We start from the raw sequence: 15946 nt of genomic DNA on the forward strand, positions 1-15946 counted from the left end.
GGTCCATACGGAGCTTCAGCATGCGCCACGCTCGCGTTCTTGCCGTATCCGCCCTTGCTACTGCCGTTGTTGCCGCTGCTGCCTTTGCGCAGACCACGCTGACCCCGCTGCCCGACAACGGCCCGATCAAGACCGCCTCGCTCGAGGTGGATTTCAGCAAGACCACCTGGGGCGACGCCAAGGCCGGCCAGACCAAGGCCACCGCGTGTGCCGCCTGCCATGGTGCCGATGGCAATTCCACGGTGGAGATGTATCCCAGCATCGCCGGCCAGAGCGAGCGCTACGTCGCCCAGCAGATGGCCCTGATCGCCAATGGCCAGCGCAGTTCCGGCGCCGCCGTGGCGATGGTGCCCTTCGTGCAGAACCTCACCCCGCAGGACATGCGCGATATCGGCGCGTTCTTCGCCACGCAGAAGGCCAACGCCGGCATCGCCGACGACACGCCGGTGGCCGAGGGCCCGTACAAGGGCATGAAGTTCTACGAGATCGGCCAGCAGCTTTACCGCGGCGGCGACGCCCAGCGCGGGCTGCCGGCCTGCATGGCCTGTCACGGCCCCAGCGGCGCCGGCAACCCCGGCCCGGCCTACCCGCACATCGGCGGCCAGCACGCCAGCTATGTCGCCCGGCGCCTGCAGGAGTACCAGGCCGGGCAGACCAACGAGACCGACAAGGCGCACTTCCAGATCATGGCCACGGTGGCGCAGAAGCTGACCGAGCAGGAGGTGCAGGCCCTTTCCAGCTACCTGCAGGGCCTGCACAACAAGGCCGACGATCTCGCCGCCGAAGGCGCTTCGACGCGACCGGCTGCCGCCCCCTGACCGCCACTGGTCGGCGCCGGTCGCCACGACGGCCCGTCGCTGCGGTATGTTTCCTTCACGCCGGCGGCTGCGCCGGCGTTGTCATTTTCAACGGAGATGCGTGTCGATGAGGTTGATTCCCCGCCTTCTGCTGTCCCTGCTGGTGCTGCTGCCGTTGGCGGCCTGCGCCGCCACCCCCGCCAACGCCCCGCTGGTCGAAGGCAAAGACTACGAGCGCATCGCCCAGCCTGGCCCGTTCCAGCCGCTGGCCGGCAAGATCGAGGTGGTCGAGGTGTTCGGCTACACCTGCCCGCACTGCGCCCATTTCGAACCGCAGCTGGCCGCCTGGGCCGCCAAGCTGCCGGCCGACGTGCGCTTCACCCCGGTCCCGGCCGCCTTCGGCGGTGCCTGGGATGCCTGGGCACTGGCCTACTACGCCGCCGACGAAGTGGGCGTGGCCAAGCGCAGCCACGCCGCTGTGTTCAAGGCCCTGCACGATGACGGCACGCTGCCGATGCAGAACGTCTCGGCCGATGAGCTCGCCAGCTTCTACAAGGCCTACGGCGTGACCCCGGAGCGCTACACGCAGGCCCTGCGCGGCGAGGCGGTACAGAAGAAGGTCGATGCCGCCCGTGCCTTCGCCCAGCGCACCCAGGTGCCGGGAACCCCGGCCATCATCATCAACGGCCAGTACCTGGTCCGTGGCAAGAGCTTCGACGACCAGCTGCGCATCGCCTCGGCGCTGATCGCCCAGGCCCGCGCCGCCCGCGGCCGCTGAACCAACACACACCATCGACACGGCGCTGTCGCCGCCGCATGTCATCATTTCCCTCTGGCCGGCGCCTGACGCCGGCCCCACCTTTCCAGATGCTGGAGACGCTTCCATGAAGACCCGTTTCGCCGCCCTCGCCCTCGCAGCGCTGCTGCCGATCCTGGCGGCCTGCAAGGCCGACGATGGCACCACCAACACCACCGCCCCGGCAGAACCGGCAGCGACCCCGGCCAGCACCGAACCGGCCGCGCCGGCCGCAGGCGGCGAAGCCGCTGCCCCGGCTGCCGAAGGTGACAAGACCGCTGCCAGCGCTGCGCCTGCCCCGACCACCGCCGCGCTGACCGGCCCGGCCCCGGTGGAAGGCGCCGACTACCAGCTGATCCCGAACGGCCAGCCGTTCCAGCCGGCCGCTGGCAAGGTCGAAGTGGTCGAGATCTTCGGTTACGTCTGCCCGGCCTGCGCGGCGTTCCAGCCGCTGGTCGGCCCGTGGAAGGCTGGCCTGCCGAGCGATGTGAACTTCGTCTACGTGCCGGCCATGTTCGGCGGCACCTGGGACAACTACGCCCGTGCCTTCTACGCCGCACAGACCCTGGGCGTGCAGGAGAAGACCCACGAAGCGCTGTACTCGGCCATCCACTCGCAGAAGACCCTGAAGGGCGAGCGCGGTGCTGATTCGGTCGATGACATCGCCAAGTTCTACGGTGCCTACGGCGTGGATCCGAAGCAGTTCGCCGCCACCATGGGCAGCTTCGCGGTCAATGCCAAGACCAACTCGGCCAAGCAGTTCGCCCAGCGCAGCCAGATCAGCGGCACCCCGTCGATCATCGTCAACGGCAAGTACCTGGTGAAGGGCAAGAGCTTCCCGGACATGCTGCGCATTGCCGACCACCTGATCGCCCGCGAACGCGGTGCGGCCCAGGCTCACTGATCAAAGAGACGTTTTCCCGGCCGTGACTTCCCCCACAACACGGACCCTGCGCTTGCTGACGGCCAACATCCAGGCCGGCTCAAGTACCCGCCGCTACAGCGACTATGTGACCCGCAGCTGGTCACATGCGCTGCCGGCGGGTCGCAAGCGCAGCAGCCTTGACGCGATTGCCACTTTGGCGCGCGGTCATGACATCGTCGGCCTGCAGGAGGCCGACCCGGGCAGCCTGCGCTCGGGCTTCACCAACCAGACCCATTACCTGGCCCAACGCGCCGGCTTCAATTACTGGAGCCACCAGCCGAACCGGCGCATGGGTGGCGTCGCCTCCAGCGCCAACGGCCTGCTGAGCAAGCTGGAACCGGTGGAAGTGCAGGACCACGCCCTGCCCGGCCGTATCGGCGGGCGCGGCGTGCTGCTGGCCAAGTTCGGCGATGGCCGCGATGGCCTGGCCGTTGCGGTAGCGCATCTGTCCTTGGGCGCCGGTTCGCGGATGGCCCAGCTCGGCTTCATTGCCGAGCTGTTGTCCGACCACCCCAATGCGGTGCTGATGGGCGACTTCAACTGCCTGGCCGAACGTCCGGAAATGCAGGTGCTGTACCAGAAGACCCGGCTACAGCCACCCGGCTGCATCGTGCCGACCTTCCCCAGCTGGCGCCCCGACCGCGCCATCGACCACATCCTGGTCAGCAGCGGCCTGCAGACCCGCACCGTGGAAGCGGTGCCCGCTGCGTTCTCCGACCATCTTGCCCTGGCCATGGCAATCGACGTCCCGGCCGACGCCCTGCGCTGAGCGCTTCCGCTGCGCTCGCCGGGCATGGCCCGGCGCTACCGCCCCAGGTAGGGGCCAACCCCGGTTGGCACGCTGCCCTGGTGGGTGCGGACCGTTGGTCCGCACGCTCTCCGCCGGGCATGGCCCGTCGCTACCCCGCCTGCGCCACCGGCACCTTCAACCGCCGTGCGGTCATCGTGCTGCCCACCGAGGCCAGTACCGTGCAGCCGATGGCCAGCCACTGCAGGCCATGCAGGTGCTCATGCAGCAGCAGCATCGCCCACAGCGCAGCGACCGCCGGTTCCATGCTGATCAGGATGCCGAAGGTCTCCTTGGGCAGGCGCTTGAGCGCCATCATTTCCAGTGACATCGGGATCGCGCTGGACACCAGCGCCACCACCAGCCCGGCCAGCAGGATCTTCGGCTCCAGCAACGCCGCGCCGGCATGCACCACGCCCACCGGCACCACCACCAGCGACGCGGCCAGCAGCCCCAGCGACACCGAATGCCCGGCGTGCAGGTGGCCGGCGCGCTTGCCGAACACGATGTACAGGCCCCAGCACGCTGCCGCCCCCATGGCGTACAGCACGCCCACCGGGTCCAGTGCCGGGCCGCCACCGATCGGCAGCAGCAACAGCAGCCCGACCGCCGCGCAACCCACCCACAGGAAATCGATCGGCCGCCGCGACGACAGCATCGCCACCGTCAACGGGCCGGTGAATTCGATGGCCACCGCGATGCCGAACGGGATCGTGCGCAAGGCCATGTAGAACAACAGGTTCATCAGGCCCAGGGTGAGGCCGTAACGCAGGATGGTGACCGCATCCACGCGGCTGGTCTTCCAGCGCCATGGCCGCCAGAACAGCAGCAGCAACAACGCCGAAAAGCCCACGCGCAGCGCGCTGGTGCCCTGCGCGCCGATCAACGGAAACAGCTGCTTGGCGTAGGAGGTACCAATGGCCAGTGCGGTGACCGAGCCGAGCACCGCCAGCGCCGGCAACATCGGCGCGATTCGAGACGTCTGCATGCCGCCAGTCTATTGCGTCGGCGGCGAGCACTTGGCTCAATTGACGGCCCGTCCGCGCAACTTCTGCTCACCATGGCCACCGCCCCCGTGCTGGACAGCTTCGACCGCGCCATCCTCGCCCTCCTGCAGCAGGACAACACCCTGCCGCAGCGGCAGATCGCCGAAGCCGTGCACCTGTCCACGCCGGCGGTGCAGCGGCGGATCAGGCGCCTGCAGGACAGCGGGGTGATCGCCGCCAACGTGGCGGTGATCGACGCTGCGAAAATCGGCCGGCCATTGACCATCATCGTCGAGGTGCGCGTGGTCAGCGAACAGCGCGGGAAGGTCGCCCCGTTCCGCCGCCGCGTGCAGGACGACCCTGCCGTGCAGCAGTGTTACGCGATCACCGGCGACGGCGATTTCCTGCTGCTGCTCTCGGCGGCATCGATGGAGGAATACGAGGCGATCACCGAGCGCTTGTTCGGCGGTGATGACAACATCGAGCGCTTCCGCACGTCGGTGGCGCTGGGCACGTTGAAGCGCGGGTTCGACGTGCCGCTGACATGACGCAGATGCCGTCGAGCCTGTCCTGCTCCTACACTGCTGACGCATGAACACCGCTTCCCCCTCCAACGCCAGACGCCTGCGCCGCTGGCTGCTGCGTGGTGCCCTCCTGCTGATCCTGGTCATCGCGGCGATGGCCTTCTGGAACAGCCCGTGGGCTGCCGCACCGAAGATGCTGTGGACACTCTCGCGCATGCCACCGGCCACGCAACTGCCGGTGCCGGTGGACGGCGTGCGGCCCCGGCAGATCGCCGATACCTTCGGCGCACCGCGCGGGCGCGACCGCACGCACGCGGGTATCGACATCTTCGGCAAGCGCGGCACGCCGGTGCGCAGCGCTACCCCCGGCGTTGTCGCCGACATCCGCGACAGCGGACTCGGGGGCCGCCAGGTCTGGGTGATCGGGCCGGGACGCGAGCGCTACTACTACGCGCACCTGGAAGACTGGGCCGATGGCCTGGCGCGCGGCCAGGTGGTGCAACCCGGCGACCTGCTCGGCCATGTCGGCGACAGCGGCAACGCCAAGGGCACGCCGCCCCATCTGCATTGGGGCATCTACGGCGCCGACGGCGCGCGGGACCCGCTGCCGCTGCTGCAACCGCAGGGCACCCGCTGACGGCAACCGAGCCGAGCCTCGAGGCCGCACGCGTTTGTTCATGATTTGTAAATAGGAATAGTTCGTATTACCATTTCTTTCGTTTCCGGTGGTGCCAGGACGGCCTGCCCGCCCTTCCCCTACCCGTAGCGCCTCGACTCCTGGATGACGGCCGAACGCGCGTGCCCGTTGCAGGAATCCGCATGATCCGTCCCGCCTTCCGTACCCCGCAGCCGCAGCGGCTGTCCGTTGCCGTGCTCGTCGCGCTCTGCGCCGTCGCACCCACCGCCTTCGCCGAAACCACCACCGACCCGACCACCCTCGACAAGGTCGTAGTCAAGGGCGAGCGCGCCGAAGGCTATTCGGTGCGCCGTACCTCGGCCGGCACCCGTTTCGACCTGGCGCCGCGCGAGATCCCGCAGTCGGTCAGCATCATCAGCCACCAGCGCATCGAAGATCAGCAGTTGGACGACATCATCGACGTGCTGGGCAACACCACCGGCGTCACCAGCACCCAGTCCGACAGCGAGCGCACCGAGTTCTATGCGCGCGGCTTCTACATCGATGCGTACCAGTTCGATGGCCTGCCCACGCAGATGGTGCAGAACTGGAGCTACGGTGACTCCGGCCTGGACCTGGCCCTGTATGACCGCGTGGAAGTGGTGCGTGGCGCCACCGGCCTGCTCAGCGGCGCCGGCAATCCTTCCGCCTCGGTGAACCTGATCCGCAAGCACGCCGACAGCGCCGAACTGACCGGCAGCGTGTCGGTCAACGTCGGCAGCTGGGGCCGCACCCGCACCACCGTGGACGTGGGCAGCGCGCTCAACGCCAGCGGCACTGTGCGCGGCCGGGTGATCGGCAGCTACCTGGACACCGATGGGCAGATGGACCGCTACAACCAGCGCAAGACGCTGGGCTATGCGGTGATCGACGCCGACCTGACCCCGGATACCCAGCTCAGCGTGGGCTACGACTACCAGCAGAAGCGCGCCAACGGCGCGACCTGGGGTGGCTTCCCGATGCTGTACTCCGACGGCAGCGCGACCCCGTACGACGAATCGTTCAACGCCAGCCCGGACTGGACCTACTGGGACACCACCAGCAAGCGCGCGTTCGCCACCCTGCAGCACGCCTTCAGCAACGGCTGGAAGTTCAAGATCGGCGCAACGCATGACCAGACCAAGGCCGACGACAAGCTGTTCTACCCCGCGTACAACGATTGGACCACCGGCGCGTCGAACTTCGACAAGACCACCGGTGCGGGCATTTCGCCGTCCGCAGGCTTCTACAACACCGAGCGCAAGGTCACCGGTGTGGATGGCTACGTTGATGGTCCGTTCCAGCTGTTCGGCCGCGAGCACCAGTTCATGGCCGGGCTGAGCTACAACAAGCGCGACTACGCCAACTACGGCGACTACCAGGTCGGCGGCGCCGGCCAGAGCTGGGACCCGTTCGCCAGTTACCTGAACTGGACGGGCAGCATCAGCGAGCCAAACTGGAACCCGCTGGCGCTGGCCAGCGAGGGCACCATCACCCAGAAGGCCGGCTATGCCGCCGCACGCCTGTCGCTGGCCGATCCGTTGAAGCTGATCGTCGGCGCGCGCTACACCGACTGGAAGAGCGAGGGCGAAGGCGCGGATCGCCAGCACAAGGTGACCACGCCGTATGCCGGCCTCGTGTTCGACATCAACGACACCTACTCGGCGTACACCAGCTACACCGAGATCTTCCAGCCGCAGACGCTGAAGGACCGCAACGGCAGCTATCTGGACCCGGTGGATGGCAAAAGCTATGAAGTGGGCGTCAAGGGCGCCTGGTTCGACAACCGCTTGAATGCCTCGCTGGCGGTGTTCCGCATCGAACAGGACAACGTCGGCCAGATCACTGGCGAGCCGGTGCCCGGCAGCCAGAACGAATTCGCCTATCGCGCCGCACGCGGCACGGTGAGCCGTGGCTTCGAGTTCGAGCTCAACGGCGAACTGGCACCGGGCTGGAACGCCACGTTCGGCGCCTCCCGTTACGTGGCCAAGGATGCCAACGACGCCGACATCAACACCAACCTGCCGCAGACCGCGCTGAAGCTGTTCACCAGCTACACCCCGCCGTCGCTGCAGGAACTGACTGTCGGTGGCGGTGCCAACTGGCAGAACCGCATCTACTACCCGGTGCCGGCCTATGGCCGCATCGAGCAGAGCGGCTACGCACTGGTCAGCGCCTTTGTGCGCTACCGCATCTCGCCGGAGTTCAGCGTGCAGGCCAACCTCAACAACCTGCTGGACAAGAAGTACCTCTCGCAGATCAATGGCTACGGTGCGTATGGCGATGGTCGCAACGGCTCGCTGACGTTTACCTGGTCGTTCTGAAGGAAACGTCGCCGGGCATGGCCCGGTGCTACCGCGGCAACAGCAGCGCCGGAATCTCTCCGGCGCTGCTGTACTCACATCAGAACCGCAGGTCCGCGCGCAGGTACCAGTAACGGCCACGCGGGATGTCGTAGGTCGAGGCGTCATAGCCGTTCAACGAACACGACAGGCAGATCGGCGGGTCCTTGTCGAACACGTTGTTCAGGCCCGCCGTCAGCTGCAGGCCCTTCATCCAGTCGATCCTGTAGCCCACCTGCATGTCATGGAAGGTGGTGGCCGACAGCGTGTTGGTGCCGGCGGCCTGGTTGCTGCACACCGGGAACGCCACGGCGTCACCGCAGTCTTCGGTCAGTTCGGAAATGTGGCGTACCGTCCAGTTGGCGCTCCAGTTGTCCAGCGTCCAGCCGATGCTGGCGTTGCTGGTCCATTCCGGAATCGAACTGTCAGCCACTTCCACGCCGGGCTTCTGCGGCTGCCGCTGGCCGGCCGCACCGGTGGCCTCATAGCGACCGACGAAGGTGTTCTTCCAGCCCAGCTTGAACTGGCCGATCGAGCTCTGCGGCAGGGTCCAGAACAGGTCCACATCCCAGCCGTCGGTCTTGATCGAACCCAGGTTGGTCAGGCGGTTGTTGAAGCTGCTGACCGCACCGGTGCTGGCACGGGTGATGCCGTCGCAGTAGATCGGGTCCAGGGTATCCACGCACAGGTCCAGCTGGGTCTGCGCGTTGATCGCCTGGATCGCGCCATCGATGTTGTGGCGGTAGAACGTCACTTCCACGTCGAAGCGCTCCGACCACGATGCATCATTGCCGAACCAGGGGCTCCACACGAAACCGGCACTGAAGCTGCGTGACTGCTCCGGCTCCAGCTCGCGGTTGCCGCCGGTGGTCACCGAGATCTGCGAGTTGGCCTGCTGGAAGCCGGTCGGCACGCCCAGCGATGCGCAGTTGGCCGCACTGCCACGCGGCGGTGTGCCACCCAGGCCCACCGAGCACGGATCGAACAACTGCAGATCGGCGCGCGCGGCCGAGCCGTACAGCTCGCCGATCGACGGTGCGCGGAAGCCTTCGGCGTAGGTGGTACGCAGCACGAAGTCATCGGTCACCTGCCAGCGCAGGCCGTACTTGGGCGTGAACTCGCCACCGAAGGTCGAGTAATCCGAGTAGCGGCCAGCCAGGCTCAGGTCCAGCTTCTTGCCCAGTGCCGAGTCGGCGAAGATCGGCACGCTCAGCTCCAGGTACGCTTCGTTGACGTCGTAGGAGCCGGACGTCGGCTGCGACGGTACGCCGTTGTAGTGGCCGATCACCGTCAGCGGGTCAGGCTGGTACGAACCTTTGTACTTGCGGTGTTCGAGGCCGGTGGCGAAGGACACCGGGCCGGCCGGCAGGGTGAACAGATCGCTGGACAGGTTGGCGGTGAACAGGCTCAGCTCGTTCTGGCTGCGGTCGCGAACCACCGGCTGGATCCAGCGCAGCATGTCCGGGGTGATCGAACCGGCGCCACCGAAGATGTTCAGCGGTACGCAGCCCGGCGTGGCCGCACACACCGCAGGATCGCCCAGCGCCATGTTGACGTTGTAGATGTTGTAGCTGCCGTAGTTGGTCTGCTCGGCCTTGTTCTTGCTGTACATGCCGTTGACGTCCCAGTACCAGCTGCGGTCAGCGGCCTGGAAGTTGCCGACCAGGCCGGTGGCGAAGTACGTGGTGTCCACCTGCTGTTCGAATACGCGCGCGCCGCCTTCCACCGGACGGCGGCCGATCAGGCTCATGTTGCCCGACGACACCAGGTCGAAGCCGAACGGGTTGTACGGGTTCAGTGCCGAGACCACGATGTTGTCGGCCAGCGGATTGCCGGTGGCACCATCAGGGCCGAAGAACAGCGGTTCCGGGCCGGCCTGGTTGGTCGACTCGCGGCGGTTGCCCAGTGCCTTGACGTACCACTGCACGTTGTCGGTGATGTCGAACCGGAACTGGCCGAACAGGCCCTTACGCTCCGACGGTGTCAGCACCATGTTGTATTCGGCGAAGTTGAAGCGGTCGGCGCTGGTGAAGCAGTGGTAGTCGTCGGTGCGGTTGCAGCCGGCGCTGCCGTCGTAACGCGGGCTGCTCACGCCGGTGTTGGGCACGATGTCCTGTTCGGCACCGGTGTTGGGATCGACGAAGGCGAAGCGCCCCTGCGGAATGCCGCCGCTGCCGAAGGCCAGGCCGGTGCCGGGGATCGGGAAGCGCGACTGCTCGCGGTCCTTCGCATACACCGGATCCTGCTTGGTCCAGCTTGCCCCCAGGAACAGGCTGTAACGGTCGCCGCTCTTGCCCCAGGCCAGGTCCACGCCCTTCTGCGTGCCGTCGCCCTTGCCATACTGGCCGTAGTTCATCGTCACCTGGCCGCCATCGAAATCGCGGCGGGTGATGATGTTGACCACACCGGCGATGGCATCGGAGCCGTAAAGCGACGATGCGCCGTCTTCCAGCACTTCGATACGCTCAACGATCGCCAGCGGGATGGTGTTGAGATCGGTGGCCGAGCCCACGCCCGAGGCCGAGGATTCATTGACCCAGCGGATGCCATCGACCAGCACCAGAACGCGCTTGGCACCGAGATGGCGAAGGTCCACCTGCGCCGAACCCGCGCCGACGCCGCTGCCGTCGGGTGGGAAACCGAAGTTGCCCGACGAATTGAACTTGGCATTGAGCGCCGAGCCCGAGCCGGTGAGCTGTTGCAGCACTTCACCGATCGAGGTCAGGCCGGTGCGTTCGATGTCGGCGCGGTTGAGCGTCTGGACCGGCACCTGGCCTTCCACTTCAGCGCGCTTGATGCGGGTACCTGTGACTTCGACGCGATCCAGGTCGGTGGTGGCCGATTGGGCAGCAGCCCCCAACGGGGCCAGTGCGGTCACGCACAGCGCGACGGCAACCGCCAAGGGGCGGTGATGCAGGTAATTCATTCGCTCTCTCTCCAAAGGAATGTCGGGACATGGACTGCCGCGCTCCCCCCTGCATGGCGGCAGCGTCTCCTTTGTAAACAAGCTGTAAACATCGCGGCGTGATGCCCGACACTCTTTCACGCGAATTTGACGATTCTGAAAGCAGATAACGTCATTTACCTACGTATTCACCGAAATGCGCGTACGACAACATGGCCGTAGCGCTGGGTCATTCTCCCGCCGGGGTCACGGTAGCGCCGGGCCATGCCCGGCGAATTGTCGAACACGTCTCTGCCAAGCCCGGTGCGCATCGCAGGTCTGCCGCCGGGTATGACCCGGCGCTACCGGTGCACGTGCGGCCTTCCCTTGGGAAGGCCGCACCGGTGATCCACTCACTGCACGAACGCGATGCGTTGCATGCCGGTGGCTTCGGCGGCGGCCAGGATCTTGGCCATGCCGTCGTACTCGGCCGACGGATCGGTGCTGATGCGCAGCTCCGGCAGGTTGCCGGCATGCTCGCTGGCCTGCGCCTGCAGGCGCGACTGCAGATCGCCGATGGCCATCGGCTGTCCGTCCCAGCTCAACTGGCTGGACGCATCCAGGCGCAGCTCGATCGGCGGCGGCGGCTCGGGGCGATCCACCACGCGATCGGTGGCCTGCGGCAACTGCACGTTGATCGGCCGTGACAACATCGGCGCGGTCACGATGAAGATGATCAACAACACCAGCATTACATCCACCAGTGGCGTGACGTTGATGTCCGCCAGCGGGCCGCTTCTTCCTGCGCTACTGAATGCCATGTGCCGCTCCCTGCAGCAGGGCCGGTCGCCCCAGCCCAAACCTACGCCGGACAACCGCCCTCGCGGCAGTGCGGATCCCGCCATCATTCAGCTGTCGTTGCCGTCGTCGGCCGTGTACACGATGCGAAACTGAATTCAGCCACTGCCCGCTATGCTGGTCGCCATGACCCGACGATCTTCGACCGCCCTGTCCCTGCTCCCGCTGGCCACCACGCTGCTGATCGGCTGCGCGAGTGCCCAGTCCCTCGATGCCCAGAACGCCCAGCTGAAGGCCGCCATCGCCGCCGCCGAACGTGGCCAGTTCGATCCCGGCCAGGCCGCCGCGCTCAGCCGCCATCCCGCGTATGGCTGGCTGGAGTTCGCCAACCTGCGGCGCAACATCGACACCGTCGATACGGCGCAGGCACAGGCCTTCCTCAAGCGTTACCAGGGCCAGGCCGTGGCCAACAGCTTCCGCAGCGCCTGGCTGCCCTCTGTAGCGCGCCGCCAGGACTGGCCGACGCTGCTGGCCAACTGGGCTCCCACCGACAACCTCGGCCTGCGTTGTGCGCAGCTGACAGCGCGCCAGGCCACCGGCAAGCTGGACCCGCAGTGGATCGGTGAAGCCCAGGATCTGTGGCGCAAGAACGGCAAGTCGTTGCCCGACGCCTGCGACGCCGTGTTCGCCGTACTACAGGCGCAGGGTGGCATGAGCGATGCGCTGCGCTGGGAACGCATCGATGCCGCTGCCGATGCACAGCAGCCAGCGGTGATGCGTTCGGCCGCGCGCGGCCTGCCGGCCAGTGATCTGGCCCTGGCCAACACCTACGCCGCCTTCGTCGACAAGCCCAATGCCAGCGCCCTGAACTGGCCGCGCAACGAGCGCAGCCGGCGCATCGCCACCGACGGCCTGGCCAAGCTGGCCAAGGCCGACCCGGATGCTACCGAACAGCAGCTGCCGCAGTACGCGCAGGCGCTGGGCCTGAGCGCCGAACAGCAGGGCCAGGTGCGTTACCAGATCGCCCTGTGGACGGTGGCGTCCTATCTGCCCGACTCGGCTCGCCGTCTGAACGCCGTGCCTGATGCGGCCTACGACGAACGCCTGCACGAATGGCGCGCACGCGAAGCGATGTCGCGCGGCGATTGGCCGGCGGCGCTGGCGGCAATCCGCAAGATGGGCCCGACCCAGCGCAATGATTCGCGCTGGCGCTATTTCGAAGGCCGCATGCTGGAAAAGACCGGCCAGGCACAGCAGGCGCAGCCGTTGTTCCGCGAAGCCGCGCGCGCACCGACGTTCCATGGCTTCCTCGCTGCGGACAAGCTGCAGCAGCCCTACACGCTGTGCCCGTGGAAGCCCAACGACAGCGCGCAGGCGCAGGCCGCGGTGGCCCGCGATCCGGCCATCCAGCGGGCGATGGCGCTGTATCAGATCGACCGCACCGGCTGGGCGGTGGCCGAATGGAACAATGCGCTGTCACGCTTCGATGACACCCAGCGTCGCCTCGCCGTGCGCGTAGCGCAGGACAATGGTTGGTTCGACCGCGCGGTGTTCGCGCTCGGCAAGCAGCCGCAGGAGCAACGCCTGTACGACCTGCGCTTCCCGCTGCACCACGACGCCACGATCCGCCGTGAATCGGCACGCAATGCCATCGACCCGGCCTGGGTGGCCGCCGAGATCCGCGCCGAAAGCACTTTCACCCCGCGCGCGCGTTCGCCTGCCAATGCGATGGGCCTGATGCAGGTACTGCCGGCGACCGGCGCCGGCGTGGCCAGGTCCATCGGCCTGACCGGCTACGGCGGCGCTGACAGCCTGTACGACCCGGATACCAACATCGCCATCGGCACCGCGTACCTGCGGCAGTTGATGAACAAGTACGACGGCCTGCCCTACGTGACCATCGCCGCCTACAACGCGGGCCCGACGCCGACCGCACGCTGGCAGACCCAGCGCCCGGGCTTCGATCCGGACCTGTGGATCGAGACCATCAGCTATAAGGAAACGCGCGAGTATGTCGCCCGCGTGCTGGCCTTCAGCGTGATCTACGACTGGCGACTCAATGGCGACGCATTGCCGCTGAGCGACCGCCTGATGGGCCGCCTGGTGGACAAGCGCAAGGCCTTCACCTGCGCCGCCAACGCCGACCAGGGCGGCGATTGATCACGCTGTATCGGTAGCGCCGGGCCATGCCCGGCGAACGCCATGTGTTCCGCCGGGCACGGCCCGGCGCTACCGTGCCATCATCCCCCCCATGAAGATCTATCTTGTCGGCGGCGCCGTGCGCGACCGCCTGTTGCAGCGGCCTGCCGGCGACCGTGACTGGGTCGTCGTCGGCGCCACGCCCGCGCAGATGGAAGCCCAGGGCTTCACCGCCGTGGGCCGTGATTTCCCCGTCTTCCTGCACCCGAAGACCGGCGAGGAATACGCGCTGGCCCGCACCGAACGCAAATCCGGCCGTGGCTACCGCGGCTTCGTGGTCGATGCCGATCCGGCGGTGACGCTGGAAGAAGACCTGCAGCGCCGCGACTTCACCATCAATGCCATCGCCTGCGATGAAGACAGCGGCACGCTGGTCGATCCCTATGGCGGCGCGCGCGACATCGAGCAGCGCGTGCTGCGCCATGTCGGTCCCGCATTCGTTGAAGACCCGCTGCGCGTGCTGCGTGCGGCGCGCTTCATGGCCCGCTTCGCCTCGCTCGGTTTTACCGTCGCGCCGGAAACCATGGCGCTGATGCGCGAGGTAGCCGCCAGTGGCGAGCTCGACGCGCTGGTGCCGGAACGTGTGTGGCAGGAACTGCGCAAGGCATTGGTGTGCGAGCGCCCATCGGCGTTCCTGCGCACCCTGCACGACGCGCACGCGCTTGGCCCGATACTGCCAGAGCTGGAAGCGCTGTACGGCGTACCGCAGCGCGCGGAATTCCATCCGGAAGTCGACACCGGCATCCATCAGGAAATGGTCAGCGACATGGCGGCGACGCTGGCGCCCGGTGATGACCTGGTCGGCTTCGCCGCACTGACCCACGACCTCGGCAAGGGCCTGACCCCGGCCGAGGAATGGCCGCGCCACATCATGCACGAGCAGCGCGGCATCAAACCGCTGAAAGCACTGTGCGCGCGCCTGAAGATCCCCGCCGAGCACCAGCAGCTGGCCGAGGCGGTCTGCCGCGAGCATCTGAACGTGCATCGCATCGACGAACTGCGCGACGCCACCGTGCTGGAGCTGCTGGGCCGCTGCGATGCGTTGCGCCGGCCGGAGCGGGTGGCACGCATCGCGCTGTGCTGCGAGGCCGACAAGCGCGGCCGGCTCGGTTTCGAGGACAGCGACTACCCGCAGGGCGAAACGCTCAAGCGCCTGCACCGGGCGGCGCTGTCAGTGCAGGCGCGGGATCTGGACCTGCGCCAACTGAAAGGCCCAGCGGTGGGCGAGGCACTGGCGAGGGCGCGGGTGAAGGCGATTGCGGCCGCGCGGTAGGGATGCGCGGCTTGCTGGGGAAGCGTGGCGCTAGACGCCGCTGTCAGTACCTGAAGTAGGTATCGCCCAAGGCGGGGTGGTCGCCCGGCTGACGCTTCTGCTTGGTGATGCGTCGCAGATTGATGCGCTTTGCATTGGGCCAACCGAGCGTTCCGAATATCGCATCGGCCATCTTTGCGAACCGCGTGAAATGGCGGCCAATTCTGTATCCAAGGTAGAGGCAAACCAGAACGCATATCAAGTATGCATCCGCGATCATCTCCAAGGGTGCCAGTCCGTCTCCCGTGAGAGCGTCGATCAGGAAGAACGCGACATGGATCATGTACAAGGGAACAGATAGCGCCAGCGAGTACTTGGCCACCGCGATCCAGTGGGCCCAGCTACCTGAACTGACATACGGATAGGAAACGATGAGCCTCTTCTTCTCATCGAGCACAGACAAGGCAATGAAGTTCCCCGCCTTGTCCCGACGCCCGACCACCCGCACGGAGTCGCCCTCTTTGAAGGGCCAATTCCAGAACAGCCCCTTCACCAGCATTTCGCCGAACCGAAATTCCACCCTCGTAGCTGGTTCTTCCGTTTCCTCATTGGACATCATCGCCATGCCAGCGGCGGGCCCGCTAAGGCCCAGCGTGGCGGCAGCGGCGCCCGTGGCGGCCATTTTTTCGCGATCCCCGTCGCGCCAGAAGACGTTCTGCACCACATGCCTGACCCGCAGATTGGAAATGATGCCGGTTTCGGTCTCGAACAGCACCTTGCCGGTCGAGCCCGGCTTACGTTTACTATTCACTGCAATCCACCTGGAAAATTTCACAAGCTAACAGATGCGCATCCGCCATCGAAATCATCAAAAGATTTTCAGTATCTGAAATAGGTGTCCCTAATACCGGAGCCATCACCTTCTCGCGCTCGAGCCAACCTTCCGGACCTGAGATTGATCTCTTTAGGATCGCTCAAATCCAGCTCGGCAAACAGAACAG

General features: G+C 66.6%; 13 protein-coding genes. 9 read left to right on the forward strand and 4 right to left on the reverse strand.

Annotated elements, in window-relative coordinates; genetic code table 11:
- The first annotated feature begins 20 nt into the window (after positions 1–20).
- The 4 genes from D0Y85_RS17220 to D0Y85_RS17235 all read left to right on the forward strand — a co-directional run bounded on the left by D0Y85_RS17220 (position 21) and on the right by D0Y85_RS17235 (position 3287).
- Positions 21–818, forward strand: coding sequence for a c-type cytochrome (locus D0Y85_RS17220; RefSeq protein WP_117311380.1), 798 nt, complete (start codon positions 21–23; stop codon positions 816–818).
- A gap of 106 nt (positions 819–924) precedes the next feature.
- Positions 925–1575, forward strand: a complete 651-nt coding sequence (locus D0Y85_RS17225; RefSeq protein WP_093818001.1) for a thiol:disulfide interchange protein DsbA/DsbL — start codon at positions 925–927, stop codon at positions 1573–1575.
- A gap of 106 nt (positions 1576–1681) precedes the next feature.
- Complete coding sequence (locus D0Y85_RS17230; protein WP_117311381.1) at positions 1682–2497, forward strand: thiol:disulfide interchange protein DsbA/DsbL; 816 nt, start codon at positions 1682–1684, stop codon at positions 2495–2497.
- Positions 2498–2549: 52 nt separating this feature from the next.
- Positions 2550–3287 (forward strand): endonuclease/exonuclease/phosphatase family protein, encoded by a 738-nt coding sequence (locus D0Y85_RS17235; protein ID WP_025878666.1) that lies wholly within the window; start codon positions 2550–2552, stop codon positions 3285–3287.
- A 130-nt stretch (positions 3288–3417) separates the two neighbouring features.
- On the opposite strand, the gene D0Y85_RS17240 is transcribed toward D0Y85_RS17235, so the two are convergent.
- Positions 3418–4293, reverse strand: coding sequence for an EamA family transporter (locus D0Y85_RS17240; RefSeq protein ID WP_025878667.1), 876 nt, complete (start codon positions 4291–4293; stop codon positions 3418–3420).
- A 72-nt stretch (positions 4294–4365) separates the two neighbouring features.
- On the opposite strand from D0Y85_RS17240, the gene D0Y85_RS17245 reads away from it, so the two are divergent.
- The 3 genes from D0Y85_RS17245 to fhuE all read left to right on the forward strand — a co-directional run bounded on the left by D0Y85_RS17245 (position 4366) and on the right by fhuE (position 7794).
- Positions 4366–4839 carry an Lrp/AsnC family transcriptional regulator gene (locus tag D0Y85_RS17245; RefSeq protein ID WP_117311382.1) on the forward strand — a complete coding sequence of 158 codons (474 nt, stop codon included), beginning with the start codon at positions 4366–4368 and terminating at the stop codon, positions 4837–4839.
- Positions 4840–4882: 43 nt separating this feature from the next.
- Positions 4883–5452, forward strand: coding sequence for a M23 family metallopeptidase (locus D0Y85_RS17250; protein ID WP_117311383.1), 570 nt, complete (start codon positions 4883–4885; stop codon positions 5450–5452).
- A gap of 182 nt (positions 5453–5634) precedes the next feature.
- The gene (gene fhuE, locus D0Y85_RS17255; RefSeq protein WP_117311384.1) at positions 5635–7794 is read left to right on the forward strand and encodes a ferric-rhodotorulic acid/ferric-coprogen receptor FhuE; all 2160 of its coding nucleotides are present in this window, start codon (positions 5635–5637) and stop codon (positions 7792–7794) included.
- A 79-nt stretch (positions 7795–7873) separates the two neighbouring features.
- Here fhuE and D0Y85_RS17260 read toward each other — a convergent pair whose 3' ends face one another.
- Both D0Y85_RS17260 and D0Y85_RS17265 read right to left on the reverse strand, forming a co-directional pair.
- The gene (locus D0Y85_RS17260; protein WP_117311385.1) at positions 7874–10738 is read right to left on the reverse strand and encodes a TonB-dependent receptor; all 2865 of its coding nucleotides are present in this window, start codon (positions 10736–10738) and stop codon (positions 7874–7876) included.
- A gap of 371 nt (positions 10739–11109) precedes the next feature.
- On the reverse strand, positions 11110–11517 hold the full coding sequence (locus tag D0Y85_RS17265; RefSeq protein ID WP_025878672.1) for a biopolymer transporter ExbD: 408 nt from the start codon (positions 11515–11517) through the stop codon (positions 11110–11112).
- A gap of 151 nt (positions 11518–11668) precedes the next feature.
- On the opposite strand from D0Y85_RS17265, the gene D0Y85_RS17270 reads away from it, so the two are divergent.
- Both D0Y85_RS17270 and D0Y85_RS17275 read left to right on the forward strand, forming a co-directional pair.
- Positions 11669–13654 (forward strand): transglycosylase SLT domain-containing protein, encoded by a 1986-nt coding sequence (locus tag D0Y85_RS17270; protein ID WP_117311386.1) that lies wholly within the window; start codon positions 11669–11671, stop codon positions 13652–13654.
- 91 nt (positions 13655–13745) lie between these two features.
- Positions 13746–14966 carry a multifunctional CCA addition/repair protein gene (locus tag D0Y85_RS17275; protein WP_117311387.1) on the forward strand — a complete coding sequence of 407 codons (1221 nt, stop codon included), beginning with the start codon at positions 13746–13748 and terminating at the stop codon, positions 14964–14966.
- Positions 14967–15009: 43 nt separating this feature from the next.
- Here D0Y85_RS17275 and D0Y85_RS20915 read toward each other — a convergent pair whose 3' ends face one another.
- A complete protein-coding gene (locus D0Y85_RS20915) occupies positions 15010–15756 on the reverse strand; it encodes a putative type VI secretion system effector (protein WP_162887693.1) in 747 nt (248 codons plus the stop codon).
- Positions 15757–15946: the final 190 nt, after the last annotated feature.

It is taken from the genome of Stenotrophomonas sp. G4, from assembly GCF_003428825.1.
Lineage (GTDB): Bacteria > Pseudomonadota > Gammaproteobacteria > Xanthomonadales > Xanthomonadaceae > Stenotrophomonas > Stenotrophomonas indicatrix.